Genomic DNA, 23,638 nt, shown 5'->3' on the forward strand with positions numbered 1-23,638 from the left:
GGACCTCCCCTCCGATCCCGTCCCACCGGCGAAAGGCGGCCCTCCGTGTCATCCGTGCCAGGAACGCCACAGGGCCGCGTACGCCCCGTCGGCGGCCACCAGCTCCTCATGGCTGCCGAGCTCACTGATCCGGCCGTCCTCGACCACGGCGATGACATCCGCGTCGTGCGCCGTGTGCAGCCGGTGGGCGATGGCGACGACGGTGCGGCCGTCCAGCACCCGGGCGAGCGAACGCTCCAGATGGCGGGCGGCGCGTGGATCGAGCAGCGAGGTCGCCTCGTCCAGGACCAGGGTGTGCGGATCGGCGAGGACCAGCCGGGCAAGGGCGATCTGCTGGGCCTGGGCGGGCGTGAGGGCGAAACCGCCGGAGCCCACCTCGGTGTCCAGTTCGTCGGCGAGCGCCCGCGCCCAGCGGTCCGCGTCGACGGCTGCCAGTGCCGCCCACAGTTCCGCGTCCTGGGCGTCGGTGCGGGCGAGCAGCAGGTTGTCGCGCAGGGAGCCGACGAAGACGTGGTGCTCCTGGTTGACGAGGGCGACATGGGAACGGATCCGCTCGGCGGGCATCCGGGACAGTTCGGCGCCGCCGAGGGTGATCGCTCCCTCGCGGGGGGCGTAGATCCCGGCGAGCAGCCGGCCCAGCGTGGACTTGCCCGCGCCGGACGGTCCGACCAGGGCCAGCCGGGTTCCGGGTGCGACCGCCAGCGAGACCTGGTGCAGCACGTCGACGCCCTCCCGGTAGCCGAAGCGCACCCGGTCGGCCTGGATGTCCCGGCCCTCGGGCGACAGCGAACCGTCGCCCGCAGCCGGCTCGATGTCGCGGACACCGACCAGACGGGCCAGGGAGACCTGGGCCACCTGCAACTCGTCGTACCAGCGCAGGATCAGCCCCACCGGTTCGACCAGCATCTGCGCGATGAGTGCTCCGGTGGTCAGCTGCCCGACGTCGATCCAGCCTTTGAGTGCGAAGACGCCGCCGACCATCAGCACCGAGCAGAGGACCGTCGTATGGGTGACGTTGACGACCGGGAAGAGCACCGACCGCAGCCAGAGCGTGTACCGCTCCCACGCGGTCCACTGCCTGACACGCAGCTCCGACAGCGCGATCCGGCGTCCGCCCAGGCGGTGTGCCTCGACGGTCCGCCCGGAGTCCACGGTCTCGGCGAGCGCGGCGGCGACGGCGGCGTAACCGGCGGCCTCGGAGCGGTAGGCGGACGGCGCCCGCCGGAAGTACCAGCGGCAGCCGACCACCAGCAGCGGCACGGCGAGCAGCACGGCCGGCGCGAGCGGCGGTGCCGTCACGGCGAGGCCGCCGATCAGCAGCGCCGCCCACACCACGCCGATCGCGAGCTGGGGGACGGCCTCGCGCATCGCGTTGGCCAGCCGGTCGATGTCGGTGGTGATCCGGGAGAGCAGGTCACCGGTCCCGGCCCGCTCCAGGACCCCGGGCGGCAACCCGACGGAGCGCACGAGGAAGTCCTCGCGCAGATCCGCCAGCATCCGCTCGCCGAGCACCGCGCCGCGCAGACGCAGCTCCCGCACGAACACGGCCTGGACGGCCAGCGCCACCACGAACAGCGCGACGGTACGCGTCAGATGGATGTCACCGGCGTGCCCCGAGACCCGTTCGACCAGCCCGCCCAGCAGGTACGGGCCCACCATCGAGGCGACCACGGCGACCGTGTTCACCGTGATGAGCAGGAAGAAGGCCCGGCGGTGCCGCCGGAACAGTTCCAAGACGTACGCGCGCACGGTGGCCGGGGCGCCGACGGGCAGGGTGTGCGCCGTGGTCGGGGCCGCCGGGTCGTACGCCGGGGGCGCCACGCCGATCATGCGTTCTCCTCGATCTCTTCGCGTACGCCGTCCGCCCGCAGGGAGGCGTCTCCCGTGTCCGGCCCGGTTCCGTCCGGGGCACCGGCGTCCGCCTGGGCGGCGGCTTCCTCATCGGTCTCGCGGGTCACGACCGCCCGGTACCGGGGGTCGGTGGACACCAGCTCACGGTGCACACCGACCGCCGCGACCTCGCCCCGGTGCACCAGGACCACCCGGTCAGCCCGGTCCAGGAGCAGGGGGGAGGAGGTGAACACGACGGTGGTACGGCCGGCCCGCAGGGAGCGCAGACCCTCGGCGACCCGCGCCTCGGTGTGCGCGTCGACGGCGGAGGTCGGCTCGTCCAGTACCAGTACCTCCGGGTCGGTGAGCAGTGACCGGGCCAGGGCGAGGCGCTGGCGCTGCCCGCCCGACAGGGAGCGCCCGCGCTCGGTGATCCGCGTCTCCATCGGTTCCCGCGCGGACGGCGAGGCCTGCGCCAGGGCGTCCAGCACATCACCGCACTGGGCGGCGGCGAGCGCCTCCTCGCTGCCCACGAGACCGGAGGCGGGCACGTCGAGCAGTTCGCGCAGCGTGCCGGAGAGCAGCACCGGGTCCTTGTCCTGCACCAGGACGGCGGTGCGCGCGACGTCGAGCGGCAGTTCGTCCAGCGCCACGCCGCCGAGCAGCACCGACGTGCTCTTCTCGGCGGGGTGCCCGCCCAGCCGTTCGGCCAGCAGGCCCGCCGCGTCCGGATCCCCGCACACCACGGCGGTCAGCCGGCCGGAGGGGGCGAGCAGTCCGGTCGCGGGGTCGTACAGATCGCCGGAGGGCACGACGGCCCCGCCCTTTCCCTCGGCGTCGGTGGCCCGTTCCAGGGCCAGCACCCGGGCGGCCCGTTGCGCGGAGGGCCGGGAGAAGGAGTACGCCATCGCGAACTCCTCGAAGTGTTGCAGCGGATACGTCAGCAGCAGCACCGAGCTGTACACGGTGACCAGCTCGCCGACCTCGATCCGGCCCTCCCGCGCCAGGGCCACGCCCCGCCAGACCACCGCGATCAGCAGCAGTCCGGGCAGCAGTACCTGGATGGCGGAGATCAGCGACCACATACGAGCGTTGTGCACCGCCGCCCTGCGCACTTCCTGGGAGGCCCGGCGGTAGCGGTCCAGGAAGAGCTCCTCGCCGCCGATGCCGCGCAGCACCCGCAGCCCGGCGACGGTGTCGGAGGCCAGTTCGGTGGCGCGGCCGGCCTTCTCGCGCTGGACGTCGGCGCGCCGGGTGGCGCGCGGCAGCAGCGGCAGCACCGCGAGCGCCAGTACGGGTACGCCGAGGGCGACGATCAGGCCGAGCGCCGGCTGGTAGACGACGAGGGCCACGCACACCGCGGCCACGGTGACCGCCGCGGCGGTGAACCGGGAGACGGACTCGACCAGCCAGCCGATCTTCTCGACGTCGCCGGTGGAGACCGCGACGACCTCGCCGGCGGCCACCCGCCGGGTGAGCGCCGAGCCGATCAGGGCGGCCTTGCGGGCCAGTAGCTGCTGGACGCGGGCGGCCGCGGTGATCCAGTTGGTCACCGCGGTGCGGTGCAGCATCGTGTCGCCCAGGGCGATGGCCGCGCCGCACAGCGCCAGCAGACCGCCCGTCCAGGCCAGCCGGGTCCCCGAACGGTCGACGACGGCCTGCACGGCCAGGCCGACACAGAAGGACAGCCCGGAGACGGAGAGGAAATGCAGCAGGCCCCACAGCAGGCTCCGCACCTGCCCGCCGAGCTGGTTCCGGAAGAGCCACCACAGGAAGCGGGGACCCGAACGTGCGTCCGGCACGCCCGGATCGGAATACGGAAGGTCTTGGATCTGCATGACGTCCCAGCGGTTCGGGTGCGGCTCGGGCGGGGCGGGTGGTGCTCGGGATGCGGTTGCGGCTCCGGTCCGCCGCGGTGGACGGGCCGGGGCGGGCCGGTGGCCGGGTCCGCAGCAAACCGTGTCAGGTTCGCCGCGCGGAGTGCCGGAAAGCAAGGGGTTTTTCCGCGTCCCCGGCCCCGCTGTTTCCCGAAGCTGTCACAAGGCATCCCCAATCGGCCGACAAACGAGGGGCCGTGCGCAATCGTCCGGAAGACGGTGGGACGATGGACGGCATGCGAATAGGCGGTGTGAAGGATGCGGTACGGGCCGGGGTCGCGGCCGCGGCCTGTGGTGTCCTGCTGATGTCCCTGTCGGCGTGCGGCGGTTCGGACGGCGGGGGCAAGGCGAAGGCCGACGGTGCGGCGGCCGCCCGCACCGATCGGGCCAAGGCGCGTACGACTGACCTGAAGGCCATTCCGGACGTCGGCGACCGGCTGCAAAGCCGGATCCCGGCCACCTCCCGTCAGGTCGTGGCGGTCTACGGCGACGGCCGGAACGCGATCGGCTCCACGATCGTTCTGTACACCAAGCACGGCTCGACGTGGGACCAGACCCGCACCTGGCAGGGACACAACGGCAAGAAGGGCTGGACCACCGACCACCACGAGGGCGACAACCGCAGCCCCGTGGGGGTGTTCACGCTCAGCGACGCGGGCGGCGTCCTCGCGGACCCCGGCGCCAAGCTGCCGTACACCCAGTCCGGGTCCTTCCAGGCGCCGCACTATTGGTCGAAGTCGCACTGGCACGACTTCGACTACGTCATCGCCATCGACTACAACCGCGTCAAGGGCACCTCGCCGAACGATCCGACGCGCCCCGAGGGACAGTCCAAGGGCGGCAGCATCTGGCTGCACATGGACCACGGCAGCGGCACCTCCGCGTGCGTCAGCCTGTCCAAGTCCGGCATGGAGTACCTGCTGCGCACGCTCGACCCGGCCCAGCACCCGGTGGTGGTCATGGGCGACAAGGCCGATCTGAAGGCCGCCTAGCCGGCGTGCCCCGGCGGCGGCGCGGCATGGGCGCCGTCGCCGTGCCGGCCCTCAACCAGCGCGTCCAGCAGGTCCTCCAGCGCCGTGCGCTGATCGCCCGTCAGGGGGGCGAGGATCTCCTCCACCGCCGACCGCCGTGCCGCGCGCAGTTCGCGCAGCGACGCGAGCCCGTCGTCCGTGAGTTCGATCCGGGTGACCCGGCGGTTCGTGGGATCGGGCACCCGGCGCACCTTGCCGCTCGCCTCCAGCCCGTCGACCAGCGTCGTCACGGCCCGCGGCACGACCTCGAGCCGGGCGGCGAGGTCCGCCATGCGCGGCGGCTCACCGTAGTGCGCGAGAGTGCGCAGCAGCCGGGACTGGGCGGGGGTGATGCCCAGATTGCGCTGCTGGAGATGATGCTTCTGAATGCGGTGCACCCGACGGGTGAGCCGCATCAACTGCTCGGCGAGCAGCCCTTCGGCTTCGGAACGGTCGGACGGGCCCTCGTGGTGGTGGGACGGGCCGTCGTGGTCGGCGGGGCCGGACGTGGTCATGACGGAAACAATATCAGGACCAAGTTCATTGTGAGTATAGGTAACAGTGAGCTATGCTCCGTCTGTCATCGACGTCTCACCACCCGTAGGAGCCATGCCCCACGACGACATCACCTGGACCCCGTCCCCCGGCACCTCGACCGACCAGCCCCGGCAGGTGCGCCGCATCCTGAGACTCTTCAAGCCCTACCGCGGCCGGCTCGCGGTCGTCGGCCTCCTGGTCGGCGCCTCCTCGCTGGTCACCGTCGCGACACCCTTCCTGCTCAGGGAGATCCTCGACGTCGCGATCCCGCAGGGCCGCACCGGCCTGTTGAGCCTGCTGGCCCTCGGCATGATCCTCAGCGCCGTCGTCACCAGCGTCTTCGGCGTCCTCCAGACCCTGGTCTCCACGACCGTCGGCCAGCGCGTCATGCACGACCTGCGCACCGAGGTCTACGGCCGGCTGCAACGCATGTCGCTCGCGTTCTTCACCCGCACCCGCACCGGCGAGGTGCAGTCCCGCATCGCCAACGACATCGGAGGCATGCAGGCGACGGTCACCTCCACCGCGACCTCCCTGGTCTCCAACGTCACCAGCGTCGTCGCCACCGTCATCGCCATGGTCGCGCTCGACTGGCGGCTCACGGTCGCCTCGCTGGTCCTGCTGCCGGTCTTCGTCTGGATCAGCCGCCGGGTGGGCAGGGAACGCAAGAGAATCGCCACCCAGCGCCAGAAGCAGATGGCCGCCATGGCCGCCACGGTCACCGAGTCGCTCTCCGTCAGCGGCATCCTGCTCGGGCGCACCATGGGCCGCGCCGACTCCCTCACCCACTCGTTCGCCAAGGAGTCCGAGAGCCTCGTCGACCTCGAAGTGCGGTCGAACATGGCCGGACGCTGGCGCATGGCCGTCATCAGCGTCGTCATGGCCGCCATGCCCGCCTTCATCTACTGGGTCGCCGGCATCGCCCTCCAGATCGGCGGACCGTCGATCTCCCTGGGCACCCTGGTCGCCTTCGTCTCGCTCCAGCAGGGCCTGTTCCGGCCGACCGTCAGCCTGCTCGCCACCGGTGTGCAGATCCAGACCTCGCTGGCGTTGTTCCAGCGCATCTTCGAGTACCTCGACCTGCCCATCGACATCACCGAGCGGGAGAACCCCGTCCACCTGGACGAGGTCAACGGCGAGATCCGCTTCGAGGACGTCACCTTCGCCTACGACGACAAGGGCGGACCCGTCCTGCGGGACATCGACGTCCGCGTTCCGGCGGGCGGCAGCCTCGCCGTCGTCGGACCCACCGGCTCCGGCAAGTCCACGCTCAGCTACCTGGTGCCCAGGCTGTACGACGTCACCGGCGGCCGGGTCACCCTCGACGGCATCGACGTGCGCGACCTCGACTTCGACACGCTCGCCCGCGCGGTCGGCGTCGTCTCCCAGGAGACGTACCTCTTCCACGCCTCGGTCGCCGACAACCTCAGATTCGCCAAGCCCGACGCCACCGACGAGGAGTTGTACGCGGCGGCCAGGGCGGCACAGATCCACGACCACATCGCGTCCCTGCCCGACGGGTACGACACGGTCGTCGGTGAGCGCGGCCACCGGTTCTCCGGCGGGGAGAAACAGCGCCTCGCCATCGCCCGCACCATCCTGCGCGACCCGCCCGTGCTCATCCTCGACGAGGCGACCAGCGCCCTGGACACCCGCACCGAGCACGCCGTGCAGGAGGCCATCGACGCGCTGTCGGCCAACCGCACCACGCTGACCATCGCCCACCGGCTCTCCACCGTCCGCGGCGCCGACCAGATCGTGGTCCTCGACTCCGGCCGCACGGTCGAACGCGGGACGCACGAGGAGCTGCTGGCCCGGGGCGGCCGGTACGCGGCACTCGTCCACCGGGACGCCCAACTGGAGCCGACAGGATGACGATATGCCAGGTTTGTGGCGATGACCGGGTTACGGTGCCCGTATGCCGACGCACATCCCGCCATGGAATACGAGGAGCACGGTCCGTCTGACCCGCCGCGGCCGTGCCGCCCTCGTCGCGACCGGAGCCGTCCTCGCGGCCGCCGCCGTGGCGGTACCGCTGCTGACCCTGGGCGGCGGGGACCGGGAGCAGCGGCCCCGGACACTCGTGATCCCGGAAGGACGGCGGGCGAGCCAGGTCTACGCGGCCGTGGACAAGGCACTCGGACTGCCCGCGGGCAGCACCGCGAAGTCCGTGCCCAAGGTGGACCTGCAGCTGCCGGCGGAGGCGCACGGCAACCCAGAGGGCTACCTCTTCCCGGCGACGTATCCGATCGACGGGAAGACGACGCCGAGGTCCCTGCTGCGGTTCATGGTCGACACCGCCCACGACAAGTTCGACAGCGGCCGGAACACCGCCGGGGCACGGCCCACCGCGAGCACCGCCTACCGGACGGTCACCGTCGCGAGCATCGTGCAGGCGGAGGCCGACCGGAAGGCGGACATGGGCAAGGTGGCCCGGGTCGTCCTCAACCGGCTCCAGCGGGGCATGCCCCTACAAATGGACTCGACCCTCAACTACGCGCTGCACCGCTTCGCACCGGTCGTCTCCACGGCCGACACGAAGATCGACAGCCCCTACAACTCGTACCGGCGGATGGGCCTGCCGCCGACCCCGATCTCCAACCCGGGCGAGGACGCGCTGCGGGCCGCGCGGAACCCGACGCCCGGGGACTGGCTGTACTTCGTCACCGTCAAGCCGGGCGACACCCGCTTCACCGGGAGCTACGAGGAACACCGGCGGAACGTGGCCGAGTTCAACCGGCTGCGGGCGAGCGGCACGCCGTCGCCCACCGCGCCGCGCTGACGCGACCGCCGCATGCCGGCCCGAGTCCGGCCCACGCACGGCCAGCGCACGCCCACGCCCGGCTTGTGCCCGGCCCGGGCCGGTCCCGGGCGGGCGGCTCAGGCGGCTGCCGCTGGCTCCGCCGCCAGCAGTCGGCGGATGTCCCGGACCGCCGCCCGGCCGGCCCGGTTGGCCCCGATCGTGCTGGCCGAGGGGCCGTAGCCGACGAGATGGACGCGGGGGTCGGCCGCCGCGCGGGTGTCCTCGACGCGGATGCCGCCGCCCGGCTCGCGCAGCCGGAGCGGGGCGAGGTGCCCGACGGCGGCCCGGAACCCGGTCGCCCACAGGATGACGTCGGCGGCCACGCGCCGCCCGTCGTCCCACTCCACGCCGCTCTCCGTGATCCGGTCGAACATCGGCCGGCGGTCCAGGACGCCGTCGGCGATCGCCTGCCGGACCGCGTCGTTCAGCGGCAGCCCGGTCACCGAGACGACACTTCTCGGCGGCAGCCCCTGGCGCACCCGTTCGTCGACCAGCGCCACGGCCGCCCGCCCCAGGTCCTCGGTGAACGGAACGTCGCGGAAGACCGGCGGACGCCGGGTGACCCAGGTGGTCGCGGCGGCGTACGGGGCGATCTCCATCAGGTGCTGGGTCCCGGAAGCGCCCCCGCCCACCACGATCACCTGCTGCCCGGCGAACTCCTCGGGGCCCGGGTACTGGGCGGTGTGCAACTGCCGTCCGCGGAAGGTCTCCTGGCCCGGGTAGCGCGGCCAGAAGGGCCGGTCCCAGGTGCCGGTCGCGTTGATCAGCGCCCGCGTCGACCAGACACCGGCGGAGGACTCCACGCGCAGCCGGCCGCTCTCGCCCTCGCGTACGGCGCGGACGTCGACCGGGCGCCGCACCCGCAGATCGAAGGTGCGTTCGTATGCGGCGAAGTAGTCGGCGATCACCTCGGAGGAGGGGCGTTCCGGGTCCGCGTCCGTCAGCTCCATGCCCGGCAGCGAGTGCATCCCGTGCACCTTGCCGTACGTCAGCGAGGGCCAGCGGAACTGCCAGGCGCCGCCCGGGCGCGGGGCGTGGTCCAGGACCACGAAACCGGTCTCCGGCTCGAAGCCGGTGCGCCGCAGGTGGTAGGCGGCGGAGAGTCCCGCCTGCCCGGCACCGACGACCACGACCTCGACCTCGCGCACCCCACTGTCGTTCATGTTTCTACTAACCTCGTTCGGGGTGCCGCTCTTCCCGGCCCGTCCCGGCGGGCGAGCCGAGGGGTGTGAAAGCGTGCGCGCGGGTGAGGATGGGAGCATGCCCGATGCCTTCGCCACCCATGTTCTGCACGTGTCCTCCGGCAGCTCGGAGAGGGTCGTCGACCTCACCCGCGACTGCGAGGCCTTCCTGCGCGAGACCGCGGCGGGCCGCGACGGCCTGCTGAACGTCTTCGTCCCGCACGCCACCGCGGGCATCGCGATCATCGAGACCGGCGCCGGCAGCGACGACGACCTGCTCGCCGCCCTGCACACGCTGCTGCCCGCCGACGACCGCTGGCAGCACCGCCACGGCAGCCCCGGCCACGGCCGCGACCACGTCCTCCCGGCCCTCGTACCGCCCCACGCCACCCTCCCGGTCATCGACGGCACCCTCCAGCTCGGCACCTGGCAGTCCGTCTGCCTGGTCGACACCAACGAGGACAATCCCGACCGTCAGGTCCGGCTCAGTTTCCTGGGGTGACCGTCTGTGTGTGGGGGCGGGCGGCCTGGTGAGCGCTCCCTGCTGGGCGCGGCTGGTGCCCGGCCGTGCGTGGGGGCGGCCGGGGATGATTGGCTGGCCCCGGTAATCCGACGCCTATCCGGCCTGGCCGGCAGGAGGACCGCGCAACCATGAGCAGCTCTTACGCGTACGAGTACAAGGTCGTCACCTTCCGGGAGTCGTTGGTCGGGGACGCGTTGGACAGCGACAAGCTGGAGAAGGTGCTGAACAAGCACGCCGAGGACGGTTGGCAGCTCAAGGCCATCACCGCCGCCGACGTCAAGGGGCGCATAGGCCCCGGCGCCGTCGAGGGGCTGCTGCTGACCTTGGAGCGCCCGCGCGGCTGACCGGGGCGCTCCGTACGGTGCGGAACCGGCACAGTGCGGAACCGGCACGATGCGGTGCGCCGGTTCCCGGTTCCCGGTTCCGCGCCGAGCCGGCCGCCGCACCGCACCCGCACCGTGCCGGTTCCGCGGTGGTTCAGGTCGTGCGTCCGTGGAGGCGGTGACCGGCAGCGGCCCGGTCGTCCGCGTGTGCGGAGGCCATCCAGAGGTATGCCGACGCGGTCCACGTCATGCTGCGGTCGCGGAGGCCCGCGCCCGTCAGCGCGTCGAAGTTCTCGGCCATGCCCGAGGCCGCGCAGACCGCCATGAACCGGGACTCGATGTCGTCGGCCAGGCCGGGGTGCCCGCTGTGCCGGAGCCCGTCGGCCAGCAGCATCGTCGAGGGCGCCCAGACGGGCCCACGCCAGTAGCCGTCCGCCTCGTAGTGGGCGCTGCCCGGCGGCTCGGTGGCCGGGCCGTGCGGCGTGAGGTAGCCGCCGTCGAGCAGCCTGCGCACGGTGGTGTCGCGCACCTGCGGCGGGAGCAGGTCGCCGAGGACGAGGGGCATGAAGGTGAGCAGGCTGTCCGAGTCGATGGGCCGGCCGGTCAGGGTGGACCGGGCGATGAAGCGCTCACCCGTCCAGAACCGGTCGAGCAGGGTCCGCACGGTACGGCCGGCCCGTTCCGTCCACGCCGCCGCCTCGCCGTCGCGGCCGAGGCGCCCGGCGATCCGCGCCAGCGTCCGCATCTGCACCGCGAGGTAGGCGAGCAGGTCCGGGCTCTGCACGGGCACGCCGACGCCGAACGTGGTCGCGTTGTCCCACCCGGAGTCGTTGCCGTGGTTGTACGAGGGGATGCCGTCCTCGCCGTACACGCGCTGGGCGAACCACCACTCGGTCCACCGGCGCAACGGCTCGTAGAGCGCGGCGACGGTGTCCTCGTCCAGTCCGCCCCGGTCCATGAGGCGGGCCACCGACCAGCCGTGGACCGGGGGTTTGACGAAGTTCCGCTCGACGCCCGCGTCGTTGACGTAGTCGGGGAGGCAGCCGTGCTCGTCCTGGTGGTCGAAGACGGCGAGGAGCTGGCCGGCGGCGGCGCGCGGGTCCCGCCACAGCGCCATCGCGTTGAAGCAGTGGTCCCAGCTCCAGACGTTGGTCATGCCGATCTTGGACATCAGCATCGACTCGCGCCGCAGGACGCCGCCCGCCGGTACGAGCGCCGCCCAGGTGACGAACGCGGCGAGCCGGACGGTGGCATCGAGCGCCGGGTCGTCGCACGCGTCGCCGCCGTGGGTGCGGCACCACGCGTCGAAGTCGGACTGCGCGGCCGCGGCGACGGTGGCGGGGTCCGCGACCGGGCGGGTCGGCACGGCGCTGCCGTACTCGTCGATGACGATCGTCGCCGTGCCCTGCCGTGCGTCGGCCGTCAGCCGGGCCTGCGAGTTGCGGGTGCGCTCCCAGCGGGCACCGAAGCGGACGGTGCCGCCGAACACCCGGATTCTGTAGTTCCGGTTGGCGCCGCTGTCGATGAACCGCCAGGTGCGCTCGCTCTCCTGGAGGACGGAGTCGTACGGGGAGGGCGTGCGGAAGTCGAGCGTGAGCGAGCCGCCCGTGACGAGGAGCTGGGCGCGGTCCGGTCCGTCCAGGACGATGTCGGCGCGGGTGCCGCCCCGGTGGAGCGTCAGCCGGCCCGCTGCGGTGTGGGAGGCCGCCTCCGTGTCGTCGTCCAGGAGCAGGCGGACGATCTCGCGGTGGCGGGCGTCGCCGCGGACGGTGCGCAGATGGATGCCGGGGGCCGGCCGGCCGGTGACGCGGGAGAGGGCGAAGTAGGACCCGCGGCGGCTGAAGGGTGTCGTGGCGAGGTCGATGGCGAGTGTGGTGGCGTCGCTGCTCATGCGCGGGCCTCCGCTCCGGTACGCACGGCCGGCCCACCCGGTGCCGGCAAAGCCATCCGGCACGACTCACCCGGCCCGAGCCGGACCGTGCGCGGCGCGCCCAAGCCCGAGCCGAAGTCCAGACCCGGGCCCACGTCCAGAGCTGAACCCCTGTCCAGACCCGGGCCCACGTCCAGAGCTGAACCCCTGTCCAGACCCGGGCCCATGTCCAGAGCCGAGCCCAAGTCCAAAGCCGGGCCCAAATCCAGACCCGAGCCCATCCCCAGACCCGAGCCCAAGCCCGCGCCCGGCCGCATGCTCCCCGGCGCCACCGGCCCACTCCCCGGCGCCACCGGCGCACCCCCAGCCGCCACCCCCGAAGAGCCGGTCCCGCCGACCCCCGACAGGTCCACCTCGAACGTCCGCGCGTGCCCCGCCGTGTTCACGAGTTCGAAGCCGTCCTCGTCGATCCGGTACGTCAGCTGGTACGCCCGCTGACCCAGCGTCACCGTCCCGCGTCCGACGACCCGGGGCGCCAGGCGCAGGTCCGCCGTGAGGGACGCGCGCACCCCCAGGTACTCGGCGAAGAGCACCCAGGCGAAGACGCACGGGTACTCGTAGTAGTGCGCGGCCCCGTGCCAGTCCGACCCGTCCACGTAGTGGACGTGGTCCATGTCGTAGCGCTCGCCCATGACATAGCCGTCCCTGGCGCCCTGCGCGGCGACGGTGTCGAGTTGCCGCCGCAGCATCGCGCCGTCGCGCCGCCACGACCAGAAGGCGGCGTCCCAGCACCAGTAGCGGCCCGCGGCGCACAGGTCGTAGGGGCCGCCGTCGCCGATCTCGTCGTCGGTGTAGTCCGCCACGCGGGCCGCGAGGAAGGTCGGGAAGCGCTGGAACTCCTCGAGTTCGCCGTCGACGAGTGCGAGGACGTGCGCGGTCTGTACGGCGTCCGCCTGGCCGAACATGGCCGGGAGCACGTTGGCGAGCAGGTGCACATGGTCGTGCACCCGTCCGGAGCGGTCGACCCAGTCGACGAAGCGGCGGGAGCCGCCGTCCCAGTACCCGGCGGGCAGCGGCGCGCGCACGGCCTCGCCGAGGCGCCCGGCCAACTCCCGGTAGAGGCGTGCCTGTTCCGCACGCCCGAGCACGTCCTCCAGGTCGGCGAGGAGCAGGAAGGAGTGCGCCGCGAGTGACGCGGCCATGGTCTCCCGGCCGTCCTTGATGACCTGGTCCTCGTAGTACACGTCGGACCACAGGCGACCGAGCGGGTCCACGCAGCCGACGACGCAGGAGGCCGCGCCCTCGAGGTCCTCGACGCGGTCGCGCAGCCAGTCGGCGTCCTTGGTGCGGGCGTAGTACAGCCAGGCCGACTCCAGCACCTCGACATTGCCGGTGACCAGGAACATGACGGCGTTCCGCGAGCCGTCGGCGCTGGCGCGGCGCACGTGGTACTCGCGGTCGCCGTCCGGCTGGACGGCGCAGGGGTCCCGCCACAGCTGCTGGGGGTCCTCCCGCATCAGCCGGAGTTGCAGGTCGATCATCCGCCGTACGACGTCCTGGTCGGTGCGGCTTCCCCAGGCCAGCCGGGCCTTGATCTGGAACTCGTGGTCGACGTCCGGGTACGTGCCGACATAGGTGTCGGCGAGTGTGCTGATCACATAGCCGTCCGGGTCCGGGTAGCCGGCCGCGGTGGTGCGTTCCACGACGCAGGGCAGCACGGTGCCCCAGTAGAAGCCCGCGAGGGCGTCGGCGAGTGCCTGGGCGCCGGGGAGGTCCAGGGTGAACTCCGCGCCGTCGACGTCGGCGTGCGGCCGGGCCCGGTGCGCGACGAGTGTGGCCGAGGGGGCGTGGACGGTGACCGTGCGGCCGTCGCCGTCCACGCGCAGCCCGATCGGGCCGTCGGCGAGGAGGTGCCACGCGGGTTCCGCCGCGTCCGGGTCCGCCGGGAGCAGCCAGCAGGCGCCGGAGCCCAGGAGCTCGACGGGCGAGGAACCGTCGGCCGGCAGCAGATACCGGTCGTCCCCCGCGGCGTCCAGCAGCACGGCGGGGCCGCCGGGGAGCGTGAAGCGGATCCCGGCCTCCGTGCCCTGCGCCGCCGTCACCGACCAGGTGCGTGCGTCGAGGCGTGCCGTGGTCCCGTCGGTGGCCGGTGGCGGCTCTGGGGCGAGGAATGACATCGGTGTCCCGGCTTCTTTCACGCGGAGGCATGGGGGCGGCGTGCGGTGAATGCCCGGCCCGGAGCGGCAGTTGCCGCGGGCCGACGGCCAGTATGCAAATCCGTTGAGTAAATTTGCAAGGGAATCTTGCAAGGGCTTGGCAAGCGCGTCATGATGACGCCCACCACACCTCGATCGAGGAGGATCGAAGCCCATGACCGCATCTCCACAGCGCCGCCGGTACACCCGGGTGAGAGCAGTCGCCGTGTGCACGGCCCTCGCGGCAGGTCCGCTGGCCGGCTGTTCCATGGCGGACTCGGACGACGCCGGGCAGGACACCCTCACCGCCTGGGCCTGGGGAGCGCCCGCGACCGGCATGAAGGCCACCGCCAAGGCGTTCGAGAAGGACCACCCCGGTGTCACGATCAAGGTGCAGGACGTCGGCAACCCGGCGATCTGGGACAAGATCACCTCGGGCATGGCTGCCGGCGGCACCGGTCTCCCGGACGTCATGGACATCGGCGGCGACTACATGGACAACTACCTGGAGACGTTCCCCGACGGCTTCGCCGACCTCAGCGCGAGGGGTGCGGACGCGCTGGCGAAGGACTTCCCCAGCGGCCTGTGGAAGGGCGGCCGGAACGCGAAGGGGGAGCAGCGCGGCATCCCCTTCGAGTCCAACACGAACCTCCTCTACTACCGCAAGGATCTGTTCGACAAGGCCGGGGTCGACATCGACTCGATCCGCACCTGGGACCAGATGCTCGCCGCCGGCGTGAAGATCAAGAAGAAGACCGGCGCCAACCTCTTCGCCGTCGACAAGGCCGCCTCGCAGGCGGATTCCGCGAACTTCTTCGAGATGCTCGCCCGCCTGGAAGGAACGTTCTTCTTCAACGGCAAGGGCGAGATCACGCTCTCCGACAAGGGCAGCCTGGCCGCGCTCACCTTCCTCAAGGAGGCGAACGACAAGGGGCTCGTCACCGACATCCCGCAGAGCCAGGGCACCACCTCACAGATGAAGGGGCAGTCGCCCGTCGCACTCATGCCGGGCGCCTCGTGGATGATCGGCAGCTTCCCGGTCACGGCACCCGAGATGAAGGGCAAGTGGGGCGTGCGGACGTCCCCGGCGATGCACGAGGGCGGCTACACCGCCTCCTTCGCGGGCGGCACCTACCTCACCGTCGCCAAGTCGAGCAAGAAGCAGAAGCTCGCCTACGACTACGTCAAGTACAGCCTGGCCACCGCCGCGGGACAGAAGGTGATGGCCAAGGGCAGCGGGCTCTTCCCCAGCTACGAGCCGATGTGGAAGACGGCCGGCTTCAAGGAGACGAACCCCTACTTCGGCCTCGACACCAACCACCTCATCACCACCGCCCTCGCCCAGAAGACGCCCCCGGACCACTACACCAAGGACTTCCCCAAGGCGCTGAAGGTCTACGACGACGCGCAGACGCAGGTCCTCGTCAAGGGCGCGGACCCCGCGACGGCGCTCGACAAGGCGGCGAAACTGCTCGCGCGGCAGACCGGCCGGAAGATCGCGGCGAACTGATCGGCGGAGACCATGTCGAACCTGATGAAGGCCGGCCACCGGCCCTCCGCACGCGGGGCCGCCCCCACCGGCCGGCCCGGCCACGCACCGCACCGTCGCAGGCCCTTCGCCCCGACGCTGCGCGCCCGGGCGACCCCCTTCGTGTTCCTCGCGCCCGTGCTCGTGCTGTTCCTCGGCTTCAAGATCTACCCGGTCTGCTACGCCCTCTGGCTCAGCTTCACGAAGAACGTCGGGGGCGTCACCACCTGGGCGGGCGGCGCCAACTACACGCGGCTGCTCCACGATCCGCTCTTCTGGACGGCCCTGCGCAACACCCTGGAGATCCTGGTCGTCCAGGTGCCGGTGATGCTCACCCTGTCGATCCTGCTCGCCGTCGCCTTCAACTCCAAGCTGCTGAAGTGGCGTTCCTTCTTCCGGGTCGCCTACTTCATCCCGATCGTCATGGGCCTCGTCGCCTACGGAATCCTGTTCTCCGCACTCCTCAACTACCAGAACGGCTTCATCAACTACGCCCTCACCTCAGTCGGACTGCCCCGCATCCCGTGGCTCACCGACCCGTTCTGGGCCAAGGTCTCGATCGTGCTGTCCATGACCTGGCACTACACGGGCCAGAACACCGTCATGTATCTCGCCCAACTCCAGTCCATCCCGGGGGAGTTGTACGAGGCGGCCCAGATGGACGGTGCGAGCCGGCGCCGCCAGTTCTGGCACGTCACCCTGCCGGGGCTGCGGCCCGCGATCCTGCTCACCGTCGTGCTGTCGACCATCGGGACCCTGCAACTCTTCGACGAGCCGTACGTCCTCACCGGCGGCGGCCCGGACAACGCCACGCTCACCATCGGCATGTACCTCTACAACAGCGCCTTCAAGAACTTCGACTTCGGGTACGCCTCCGCGATCGGGTACGTCCTCGCCCTGATCGTGACCGCCGTCTCCGTCATCCAGATGCTCGTCCTGAGGAGGCGTGTCCAGTGACGCCCACCCCGCTCCCGGCACCGCGCCGGACCCGGCCGGGGCGATCCGGTTCGGCCAGGTCGCTCAGCGCCGTGCTCACCACCGTCGTCGCCGTGGGCGCCGTCTTCATGCTCGCCCCGTTCGCCTGGCTCGTGGTGGCGACGACGCACTCCACCGAGGACATCTTCTCCTCGCCCCCGGCGCTCCTGCCCGGCGGCCGCTTCTGGACCAACCTGACCGGACTGTTCCAGACGCTGCGGTTCGGCGACGCGCTGCGCAACTCCCTCGTCGTGTCGCTCGTCTACACCGGGCTCGGCATGGTGGTGTGCAGTACCGCCGGGTACGCCTTCGCGAAGTTCCGCTTCCGGGGCCGCAACGCCCTGTTCACGCTGATCATCGCCTCCCTCGCGCTGCCGGGGCAGGTCACGCTCGTCCCGCTGTTCAAGATGATGGTCGCGCTCGGCTGGCTCAACTCCTACCAGGGCCTCATCCTGCCGAACCTCGCTCTGCCGTTCGGTATCTTCCTCATGCGGCAGGCGATGCAGTCCGTGCCCGACGAACTCCTCCAGGCCGCCCGTGTCGACGGCGCCGGAGAGTTCCGCATCTTCTTCCGGATCGTCGTCCCCACCATGCGGCCGGCGCTGGCCGCGCTCGCCATCTTCCTGTTCCTCGGGCAGTGGAACGACTTCGTGTACCCGCTCATCGTGCAGCGCGCCCCGGAGGCGTACACCCTGCCGGTCTCGCTGGCCACCCTGCACGGCGTGCAGTCCACCGACTACGGCCAACTGCTCACCGGCACCCTCATCTCCGTCGTGCCCGTCCTCGTCCTCTTCGCCTTCCTACAGCGCTACTTCGTGGCGGGGCTGCTGGCCGGCTCCGTGAAACAGTGAGCACCGGCAGGGGACGCCGGGGGACACCGCGCCCGGGCACGACACACGCACACGCACTGGCTTGGACCGGAGGTTTGACATGACGGCAGCGAAGGACGCGAAACTGCCGAAGCGGCGGCCGCGGTCCCGCACACCCGTCGGCACGACCACACTCGCCGAGGTGGCCCGCGCCGCCGACGTGAGCGAAGCCACCGTCAGCCGTGTCATCAACCGGAAGTACGGCGTCTCACCGGCCACCCGGCAGGCGGTCGAGGAGGCGCTGAGACAGGTCGGCTACGAACGGCCCCTGGACAACCGGCTCGTCCTGATGCTCACGCCCAACCTGAAGAACCCGATCTTCGCGCAGCAGGCCGAACGCGTGGAGAACGAACTCAACCCGTACGGGCTGACGTCGATCATCTGCCCCGTGTACCCCGGCACCCCCAGGGAACGGGACTACGTCGAGTCGCTCGTCGACGCCGGTGTCGCGGCGATCGTCTTCCTCTCCTCCAGCAACACCCTCCGCGACGAGGACCACCCCGTGGTCCAGTTCGTCGAGTCCCGGGGCATCCCCTACGTGAGCATCAACGGCGGCTTCCCCGAGTCCGCCGCGCCCGTCGTCTCCACGGACGACCGGCGCGCCGCCGAACTGGCCGTCGGGCACCTCTACGACCTCGGGCACCGCCGCATCGGCCTCCTCGCCGGGCCCACCGGCAACCTCCCCGCCGACCGGCGCGTCGAAGGGTTCCGCCAGGCCCTGGAGCGGCGCGGCCTCGACCCCGAGACAGCCGTCGCCCGCGCGCAGTTCAACGTCGAGGGCGGCCAGCAGGCCGCCGCGGCCCTCCTCGCCCGGGACACCACGGGCATCGTGGCGTCCAGCGACGAGATGGCCTTCGGCGCCTACCGCGCCGCCGAACGCGTCGGACTGCGCGTCCCTGCGGACGTCTCCGTCGTCGGCTACGACGACTCCCCGGTCCTCGACTTCATCGGCCCGCCCCTCACCACCGTCCGCCAGCCCATCGAACGCATCGCGGAGAACATCGGCCGCCTCGTCACCGCCCTGATCGCCAACCGTCCGGTCAGCAACGACGAGATCCTCGTCGAACCGGAGCTGCGCGTACGCGCCTCCACGGCGCCGGCACCCGGACGCGGCTGACCCGCGGCCGGACCTCTCACCGCACGATCCCGGCGCCCCGGGCGGCGGCCAGCCAGTCAGGGAACTCCCGCAGCAACTGGTCGAAGAGCCGCTGGTCCGCCAGGGCCCGCGGCGTCCGTCCGGCATGGAAGAAACCCGCGTTGTCGACGACACGGCGGGCCGGAACGGCGAGGGTGTCCAGCTTGCGCAGAAAGGCGAACTCGTTGTCGTCGGGGTCGCCGAAGCCGATGAACTGCCAGAACAGCGGCAGACGGGCGGCCTTGCACAGATAGCGCTCGGCGGCCTGTCTGCTGGTGGGACCGCCGTCGGTCTGGAAGACGACCAGGGCGGGGCAGTCGCTGCCGGACTCCAGATAGTGGTCGATGACCTCGTCCATGGCCCAGTGGTAGTTGGTGCGCCCCATGTGGCCGAGGTTCTCGTGCAGCTTGTCGATACGGCCGCGGTGTCCGCCGAGGGTCAGGTCCGTGGAACCGTCGACGTCGGTGGAGAAGAACACCACCGGTACGGTCCCGTCGTCGTCGAGGTGGGCGGACAGGGACAGCACCTGTTCGGCCAGGTGCTGCATGGTGCCGTCCCGGTAGTAGGGCCGCATGGACCCGGAGCGGTCCAGCACGAGGTACACCGCGGCCCGCACGTCCTCCAGGCCGTGCCTGCGGACGCTGGAGCCCGCCGCCTTGTACAGATCGACCAGGTCGGGCGCCTTCTCCCGCATCTTGGTGAGGCTGACACCCGCCGTGCGCTCACTGCCGTTCGTCGAAACCATCGCCCCATGATGGTGCCTGCCCGCCGGCGTTCGTGGCGGGCGGTGCCAGGATCTCCAATCGGACCCCCTGCGTCCGGTCCGACGCCGGGCCCGTTTCCAGGAGTACTTCCCCGGGTTCCACCGTGAGGCGCAGGGTGCGGTCGACGGAGGCCAGGGTGTCGCCGTCGACCGTGAAGACCGCCTCGGCCTCCGTGCCGGGGGCGAGGGTCAGGCGGGTGAAGCCGCGCAGTTCGCGGACGCGGGGCCAGGACGTGGCGCCGGTGAGACGGTGCAGGTAGAGCTGGACCGTCTCGTGGGCCGGGCGGGGGCCGGTGTTGCGGACGGTGACCCGGCAGGTCAGGGCCGGGACGTCGGCGGTGACCTGGCGCGTCGACAGCCGGGGCGGGCCGTACTCGACGGTCGTGTACGACAGGCCGTGGCCGAACGCGTGCCGAGGCAGGGCGGGTTGGTCGACGTAGCCCCGGTAGCGGTGGTCCTTGGCGTTGTAGAAGACCGGCAGCTGGGCGGCCGAGCGGGGGACGGACACCGGGAGGCGGCCGCGTGGCTCGCAGGCGCCGAAGAGGACGTCGGCCACCGCGCGTCCGCCCAGGGGCCCCGGGTACCAGGCGCTCAGTACGGCCGACGCGGTGGCGGAGACGTCCGGCACGGCGTGCGGGCGGCCCTGGACCAGGACCACGACGACCGGGGTACCGGTCGCCGACACCGCCTCCAGCAGCGCCCGTTGACCGGCGGGCAGCGCGAGGTCCGCCAGGTCGACGCCCTCCCCGCACGTCATGCCGGACGGTGACCCGGAGCCGGTCACCGCCGCCCCGTTCGCGTCGAAGACCGTGTCGGCGGAGCGGGCGCTCGAGCCGCCGAGCACCAGCACCGCCACGTCGCAGCCGGCCGCGAGCGAGACGGCCGCCGGGACGCCCGAGACGTCGTCGCCCACCAGCTCGCAGCCCCGCGCGTGCACCACCTCCGTGCCGGGCGCCGCCGCCGCGCGGATGCCCTCCAGGACGGTGATCCCGGCGCCGGGCCGCTGCGGTGCCGTGTAGTCGCCGAGCTGCCGCGCCAGGGCGTCGGCGTTCGGACCGAGGACCGCGAGCCGCCGTACGGCGGGGGACAGGGGGAGGACCCCGCCCTCGTGGGACAGCAGCGTCACCGAGGCACGGGCGAGGCGTTCACTCAGAGCCGGCAGCGTCACGGTTTCCTGAGCATCCCCAGGCACCGACGGCGCCTCGAACAGGCCCAGGCGGAACTTCAGCGTGAGGACACGGGCCACCGCCGCGTCCAGCGCCGCCTCGGACACCAGCCCGCGCTCCACCGCCTCGCCCAGCCGCGTGAAGCAGTCGTCCCAGAGGCTCAGATCGCAGCCGGCGTCCAGGGCCAGGGCGCCCGCCGACACCGGGTCGCCGGTCAGCCGGACCAGGCGGTCCACGGCGGTGCCGTCCGCCATGACGACGCCGTCGAAGCCCCAGCGTTCCCGGAGCAGCTCCGTCAGCAGATACCTGTTCGCCACGCACGGCAGGCCGTCGAACTCGTTGTACGCCGCCATCACCCCGGCCGCGCCCGCCGCGACGCCCGCCCGTGCCGCCGTGAGGTGGATCTCGTGCAGTTCCCGCACGCCCAGCTCCGTCGCCGCGCTGTTGCGGCCGCCGACGGTGGCGCCCTGGCCGGCGAAGTGCTTGAGCACGACGCCCGCCCCGGCCCGCCGCGCCCCCTCGACCAGCGCCTCGGTCAGCCGGGCCGCGAGGTACGGGTCCTCCCCGAAGCACTCCTCGGCCCGCCCCCAGCGCGGGTCGCGCACCAGGTCGAGCGCGGACACCAGCGCCAGGTGCGCGCCCCGGGCGCGGAGTTCGGCGCCGGCGGCCTCGGCCGCCTCGGCGTACAGCTCCGGGTCCCAGGTGGCGCCGACCGCCAGGTTCACCGGCAGCACGGTGCCGTCCAGGGCCTGGTGGCCGTGCGGCATCTCCTCCACCAGCAGGACCGGGATGCCGAGCCGGGTGTGCGCGCGGACGTAACCCTGCACCTCGGCCGCCATCCGGGCGCCGTCCCGCGCGTCCAGCCCGTCCGCGAAGCCGACCCCCGACCAGGCGTCCGCCCGCTGGAGCCCGTACAGCGCGCCCATGCCGTCGAAGGCGGCGACCTCCGCGCGGAAGGCGGCGGTGAGGCGATGGCCGTCCCCGGCGCGCTCGTAGGCGTGCCAGCCGTACATGCGCTGGTTGACCTGGCCGACCTTCTCGGTGAGTGTCATCCGGCCCAGCAGGTCACGGACCCGGTCCGCCACCGGGGCGGCGGCGTCCAGATAGCGGGGCAGCGTCATCGCAGTTCCAGCACGGCGACCCCGTACCCGTCGAGCGCCACGTCCGTGACGGGGGCGCCGCCCTCCAGCGCGTGCAGTGTGCCCTCGGCGGCCGGGGTGACGGTCAGCGGCGCGGCGCTCTGGCTGACCAGCCACACGAAACGCCGTCCGTCGGCGTGGACCAGCACATCCGCCGAGACATGCGGGTCGGTGACCGTGACCGGCCGCCGTATGCCCGCGACCTCCGCCAGCGCCTGGTACAGGCGGTGCGTGGCGTCCGGGTTGGCGTGCGGGGTGCGGGCCGCCATGTGCTCCAGGGGGTACGTGGCCAGCACCGTGCGTCCCGCCCCCGTCTCGTGCACGAGCAGCGCCGGCCGGCCGTGGGCGTCCACGGCCACGACACGGGCCGCCCGGGGCACCACCGGCAGATAGGCCCGGCTGTCCTCGTTCCCGGCGACCGGCACATGCAGCACCTCGCCCGCCCGCAGCCCGCCGAAGTCCTCGGTGAACGTCATCTCCAGCACGTCGTCCTCGATCGGCTCGGCCACGCCGTAGGACAGCCCGAGCTCCACGCCGAACAGCCCGTCCAGGTCGTCGAACCAGGGGCCGCGCGTGGCCGGGTGCTCGCCGGAGCAGAAGGACAGGTACACGGTGGCGCCCGCCTCGGCCCGGCGGGCCAGCTCGCGGCGGGTGCGGGTGGTGAGCTGCCGGGTGGCCGGCAGCAGATAGAGCGACGCCTCGCCGGGCAGACCGTCGGCCTCGCGGGTGAGGGCCACGGGCAGGTCGGCGGCGCGCGCGGTGACGTAACCCTGGTGCAGGGAGGTGAAGATGAGCGGCCGGTCGGCGGGGCGGCTGTAGGGGTAACCGCGTTCGAGGAAGGCGGGCACCACCAGGGCGGCGTCGGCGTCGGCGCGAGTGCAGCGGGCGAAGTCGACGGACCTCAACACCCCGGCGAAGGCCGCGAGTTCACGCAGCGGCTCCTTCGGGGCGCCGGTGGAGTCGGTGATGCCGAAGTGCATCTCGAAGGGGTGGTGGTCATAGGGGGACTGGTCCCACAGGTCGTCGTAGTCGGTGTTGTTCCAGGCGATCCACCCGGTGGCCCCGCCGAGCAGCGAGTTGTGCAGGGTCTGGCGGTAGAAGACGCCCGCGTTGGCCGCCGAGACGGTGTCGGTGGACAGGCCGAACTCCTCCAGCACGACCGGCTGCCCGGTCACCGAGGCCAGTTCGCACTCGAAGGCGGCCCGGTAGTGCTGACGCGGCCGGTCGGTGTCCGAGCGGTACACGTGCGGGCCCACGAAGTCGACGTACTCGGCGGTCTCCCGCAGTGAGAAGCCGTTGTCGCGGCCGGTCACCTCGATGCCCCAGGCGCCGTCGCCCAGCGACACCGGCTGGGTGGCCCCGGCCGCGCGCACCGCGTGGCACATGGCCTGCGCCCACGCCGTCACCACGTCGGAGGAGGGCGGGTCGACCTGGTAGATCCGGCCGTAGCCGGGCATCTCGTTGGTGATCAGCCAGCCGGTGACCGCCGGGTGGTCCTTGAACCGGCGGGCCATGCGGTGCACGAACCACGCCTGCCGGCCCACCATCCACACGTCCTCGTACAGGTCCCGGCCGCCGCGCCAGGCCGGGTCCCAGTTCTCCCCGGACATGTGCCCGACGATGAACGTGGGCACCGTCCCCATGCCCGCCTCCCGGTGCGCGTCGAGGAAGTCCTCGAACCGCGCGCACAGTTCCTCGTCGATCCGGTGCGGCTCCGGGTGGAAGTCGGGCCAGTAGAAGAAGGACCGGGTCATGGTCAGGCCGTGCTCGGCCAGCACCCGCAGCTCCTCGCGGACGGTCTTCGGGTCGTAGTTCCGCCACATCAGCGGACCCCCGGTGCGGGACCAGAAGTTGGCGCCGAGCCAGGGCAGGACGTCGGACTGGTGGGTGAGCTGGGCGCTGTGGCGTCGCATG

At 72.1% G+C, this 23,638-nt stretch carries 18 protein-coding genes; 9 read left to right on the plus strand and 9 right to left on the minus strand.

Translation table 11 applies throughout. From position 1 onward, the window contains the following. Window positions 1–48: 48 nt before the first annotated feature. Together IO29_RS06820 and IO29_RS06825 are read right to left on the minus strand one after the other, a co-directional pair. The gene (locus tag IO29_RS06820) at window positions 49–1,830 is read right to left on the minus strand and encodes an ABC transporter ATP-binding protein (RefSeq protein WP_030377790.1); all 1,782 of its coding nucleotides are present in this window, start codon (window positions 1,828–1,830) and stop codon (window positions 49–51) included. Then, the gene (locus tag IO29_RS06825; RefSeq protein ID WP_030377791.1) at window positions 1,827–3,668 is read right to left on the minus strand and encodes an ABC transporter transmembrane domain-containing protein; all 1,842 of its coding nucleotides are present in this window, start codon (window positions 3,666–3,668) and stop codon (window positions 1,827–1,829) included. Before IO29_RS06825 ends, IO29_RS06820 begins: the two co-directional genes overlap by 4 nt. Before the next feature lie 275 nt (window positions 3,669–3,943). On the opposite strand from IO29_RS06825, the gene IO29_RS06830 reads away from it, so the two are divergent. Continuing rightward, window positions 3,944–4,699, plus strand: coding sequence for a hypothetical protein (locus IO29_RS06830; protein WP_051707374.1), 756 nt, complete (start codon window positions 3,944–3,946; stop codon window positions 4,697–4,699). Here the strand turns inward: IO29_RS06830 and IO29_RS06835 are convergent. Then, window positions 4,696–5,133 carry a MarR family winged helix-turn-helix transcriptional regulator gene (locus IO29_RS06835; RefSeq protein WP_051707375.1) on the minus strand — a complete coding sequence of 146 codons (438 nt, stop codon included), beginning with the start codon at window positions 5,131–5,133 and terminating at the stop codon, window positions 4,696–4,698. The two genes, IO29_RS06830 and IO29_RS06835, sit on opposite strands and share 4 nt — an antisense overlap. A 193-nt stretch (window positions 5,134–5,326) precedes the next feature. On the opposite strand from IO29_RS06835, the gene IO29_RS06840 reads away from it, so the two are divergent. Then, window positions 5,327–7,129, plus strand: a complete 1,803-nt coding sequence (locus tag IO29_RS06840; RefSeq protein WP_030377794.1) for an ABC transporter ATP-binding protein — start codon at window positions 5,327–5,329, stop codon at window positions 7,127–7,129. A 43-nt stretch (window positions 7,130–7,172) separates the two neighbouring features. Next, window positions 7,173–8,036, plus strand: a complete 864-nt coding sequence (gene mltG / locus IO29_RS06845; RefSeq protein ID WP_030377795.1) for an endolytic transglycosylase MltG — start codon at window positions 7,173–7,175, stop codon at window positions 8,034–8,036. Between the two features lie 98 nt (window positions 8,037–8,134). Here the strand turns inward: mltG and IO29_RS06850 are convergent, their stop codons facing one another. Beyond that, a complete protein-coding gene (locus tag IO29_RS06850; protein WP_030377796.1) occupies window positions 8,135–9,220 on the minus strand; it encodes an NAD(P)-binding domain-containing protein in 1,086 nt (361 codons plus the stop codon). A 97-nt stretch (window positions 9,221–9,317) separates the two neighbouring features. Here IO29_RS06850 and IO29_RS06855 point away from each other — a divergent pair, with 97 nt between their 5' ends. Both IO29_RS06855 and IO29_RS06860 read left to right on the plus strand, forming a co-directional pair. Beyond that, window positions 9,318–9,740 (plus strand): secondary thiamine-phosphate synthase enzyme YjbQ, encoded by a 423-nt coding sequence (locus IO29_RS06855; protein ID WP_030377797.1) that lies wholly within the window; start codon window positions 9,318–9,320, stop codon window positions 9,738–9,740. Window positions 9,741–9,889: 149 nt separating this feature from the next. Next, window positions 9,890–10,105, plus strand: a complete 216-nt coding sequence (locus IO29_RS06860) for a DUF4177 domain-containing protein (protein WP_030377798.1) — start codon at window positions 9,890–9,892, stop codon at window positions 10,103–10,105. Window positions 10,106–10,238: 133 nt separating this feature from the next. On the opposite strand, the gene IO29_RS06865 is transcribed toward IO29_RS06860, so the two are convergent. Then, on the minus strand, window positions 10,239–11,975 hold the full coding sequence (locus IO29_RS06865) for an amylo-alpha-1,6-glucosidase (protein WP_051707350.1): 1,737 nt from the start codon (window positions 11,973–11,975) through the stop codon (window positions 10,239–10,241). Beyond that, the gene (locus IO29_RS06875) at window positions 11,972–14,131 is read right to left on the minus strand and encodes a hypothetical protein (protein WP_199806845.1); all 2,160 of its coding nucleotides are present in this window, start codon (window positions 14,129–14,131) and stop codon (window positions 11,972–11,974) included. Before IO29_RS06875 ends, IO29_RS06865 begins: the two co-directional genes overlap by 4 nt. Window positions 14,132–14,324: 193 nt before the next feature. On the opposite strand from IO29_RS06875, the gene IO29_RS06880 reads away from it, so the two are divergent. The 4 genes from IO29_RS06880 (at window position 14,325) to IO29_RS06895 (ending at window position 18,638) form a co-directional block, all read left to right on the plus strand. After that, window positions 14,325–15,659: an ABC transporter substrate-binding protein gene (locus IO29_RS06880; RefSeq protein ID WP_030377801.1), complete on the plus strand. Its 1,335-nt coding sequence runs from the start codon at window positions 14,325–14,327 to the stop codon at window positions 15,657–15,659. A gap of 12 nt (window positions 15,660–15,671) precedes the next feature. Next, window positions 15,672–16,634: a carbohydrate ABC transporter permease gene (locus tag IO29_RS06885; protein ID WP_078618095.1), complete on the plus strand. Its 963-nt coding sequence runs from the start codon at window positions 15,672–15,674 to the stop codon at window positions 16,632–16,634. Further along, window positions 16,631–17,503 (plus strand): carbohydrate ABC transporter permease, encoded by an 873-nt coding sequence (locus IO29_RS06890; RefSeq protein ID WP_234307396.1) that lies wholly within the window; start codon window positions 16,631–16,633, stop codon window positions 17,501–17,503. The genes IO29_RS06885 and IO29_RS06890 overlap by 4 nt, the downstream gene beginning before the upstream one ends. Window positions 17,504–17,582: 79 nt before the next feature. Beyond that, window positions 17,583–18,638, plus strand: a complete 1,056-nt coding sequence (locus IO29_RS06895) for a LacI family DNA-binding transcriptional regulator (RefSeq protein WP_051707353.1) — start codon at window positions 17,583–17,585, stop codon at window positions 18,636–18,638. Between the two features lie 16 nt (window positions 18,639–18,654). Here the strand turns inward: IO29_RS06895 and IO29_RS06900 are convergent, their stop codons facing one another. Genes IO29_RS06900 through IO29_RS06910 form a run of 3 tightly spaced genes read right to left on the minus strand, consistent with a single transcriptional unit; the run spans window position 18,655 to window position 23,637 of the window. Continuing rightward, window positions 18,655–19,401, minus strand: a complete 747-nt coding sequence (locus IO29_RS06900) for a vWA domain-containing protein (protein ID WP_030377805.1) — start codon at window positions 19,399–19,401, stop codon at window positions 18,655–18,657. Then, window positions 19,379–21,706: a glycoside hydrolase family 3 N-terminal domain-containing protein gene (locus tag IO29_RS06905; RefSeq protein WP_078618096.1), complete on the minus strand. Its 2,328-nt coding sequence runs from the start codon at window positions 21,704–21,706 to the stop codon at window positions 19,379–19,381. The genes IO29_RS06900 and IO29_RS06905 overlap by 23 nt, the downstream gene beginning before the upstream one ends. Next, window positions 21,703–23,637, minus strand: a complete 1,935-nt coding sequence (locus IO29_RS06910) for a cellulase family glycosylhydrolase (RefSeq protein ID WP_030377807.1) — start codon at window positions 23,635–23,637, stop codon at window positions 21,703–21,705. The genes IO29_RS06905 and IO29_RS06910 overlap by 4 nt, the downstream gene beginning before the upstream one ends. Window position 23,638: the final 1 nt, after the last annotated feature.

It is taken from the genome of Streptomyces sp. NRRL F-6676 (genome assembly GCF_000725625.1).
Classification (GTDB): domain Bacteria; phylum Actinomycetota; class Actinomycetes; order Streptomycetales; family Streptomycetaceae; genus Streptomyces.

Coding starts and splice junctions, on each gene's coding strand:
- IO29_RS06820 (WP_030377790.1), bottom strand. CDS start 1,830: ATGATCGGCGTGGCGCCCCCGGCGTACGACCCGGCGGCCCCGACCACG.
- IO29_RS06825 (WP_030377791.1), bottom strand. CDS start 3,668: ATGCAGATCCAAGACCTTCCGTATTCCGATCCGGGCGTGCCGGACGCA.
- IO29_RS06830 (WP_051707374.1), top strand. CDS start 3,944: ATGCGAATAGGCGGTGTGAAGGATGCGGTACGGGCCGGGGTCGCGGCC.
- IO29_RS06835 (WP_051707375.1), bottom strand. CDS start 5,133: ATGCGGCTCACCCGTCGGGTGCACCGCATTCAGAAGCATCATCTCCAG.
- IO29_RS06840 (WP_030377794.1), top strand. CDS start 5,327: ATGCCCCACGACGACATCACCTGGACCCCGTCCCCCGGCACCTCGACC.
- mltG (WP_030377795.1), top strand. CDS start 7,173: ATGCCGACGCACATCCCGCCATGGAATACGAGGAGCACGGTCCGTCTG.
- IO29_RS06850 (WP_030377796.1), bottom strand. CDS start 9,220: ATGAACGACAGTGGGGTGCGCGAGGTCGAGGTCGTGGTCGTCGGTGCC.
- IO29_RS06855 (WP_030377797.1), top strand. CDS start 9,318: ATGCCCGATGCCTTCGCCACCCATGTTCTGCACGTGTCCTCCGGCAGC.
- IO29_RS06860 (WP_030377798.1), top strand. CDS start 9,890: ATGAGCAGCTCTTACGCGTACGAGTACAAGGTCGTCACCTTCCGGGAG.
- IO29_RS06865 (WP_051707350.1), bottom strand. CDS start 11,975: ATGAGCAGCGACGCCACCACACTCGCCATCGACCTCGCCACGACACCC.
- IO29_RS06875 (WP_199806845.1), bottom strand. CDS start 14,131: ATGTCATTCCTCGCCCCAGAGCCGCCACCGGCCACCGACGGGACCACG.
- IO29_RS06880 (WP_030377801.1), top strand. CDS start 14,325: ATGACCGCATCTCCACAGCGCCGCCGGTACACCCGGGTGAGAGCAGTC.
- IO29_RS06885 (WP_078618095.1), top strand. CDS start 15,672: ATGTCGAACCTGATGAAGGCCGGCCACCGGCCCTCCGCACGCGGGGCC.
- IO29_RS06895 (WP_051707353.1), top strand. CDS start 17,583: ATGACGGCAGCGAAGGACGCGAAACTGCCGAAGCGGCGGCCGCGGTCC.
- IO29_RS06900 (WP_030377805.1), bottom strand. CDS start 19,401: ATGGTTTCGACGAACGGCAGTGAGCGCACGGCGGGTGTCAGCCTCACC.
- IO29_RS06905 (WP_078618096.1), bottom strand. CDS start 21,706: ATGACGCTGCCCCGCTATCTGGACGCCGCCGCCCCGGTGGCGGACCGG.
- IO29_RS06910 (WP_030377807.1), bottom strand. CDS start 23,637: ATGCGACGCCACAGCGCCCAGCTCACCCACCAGTCCGACGTCCTGCCC.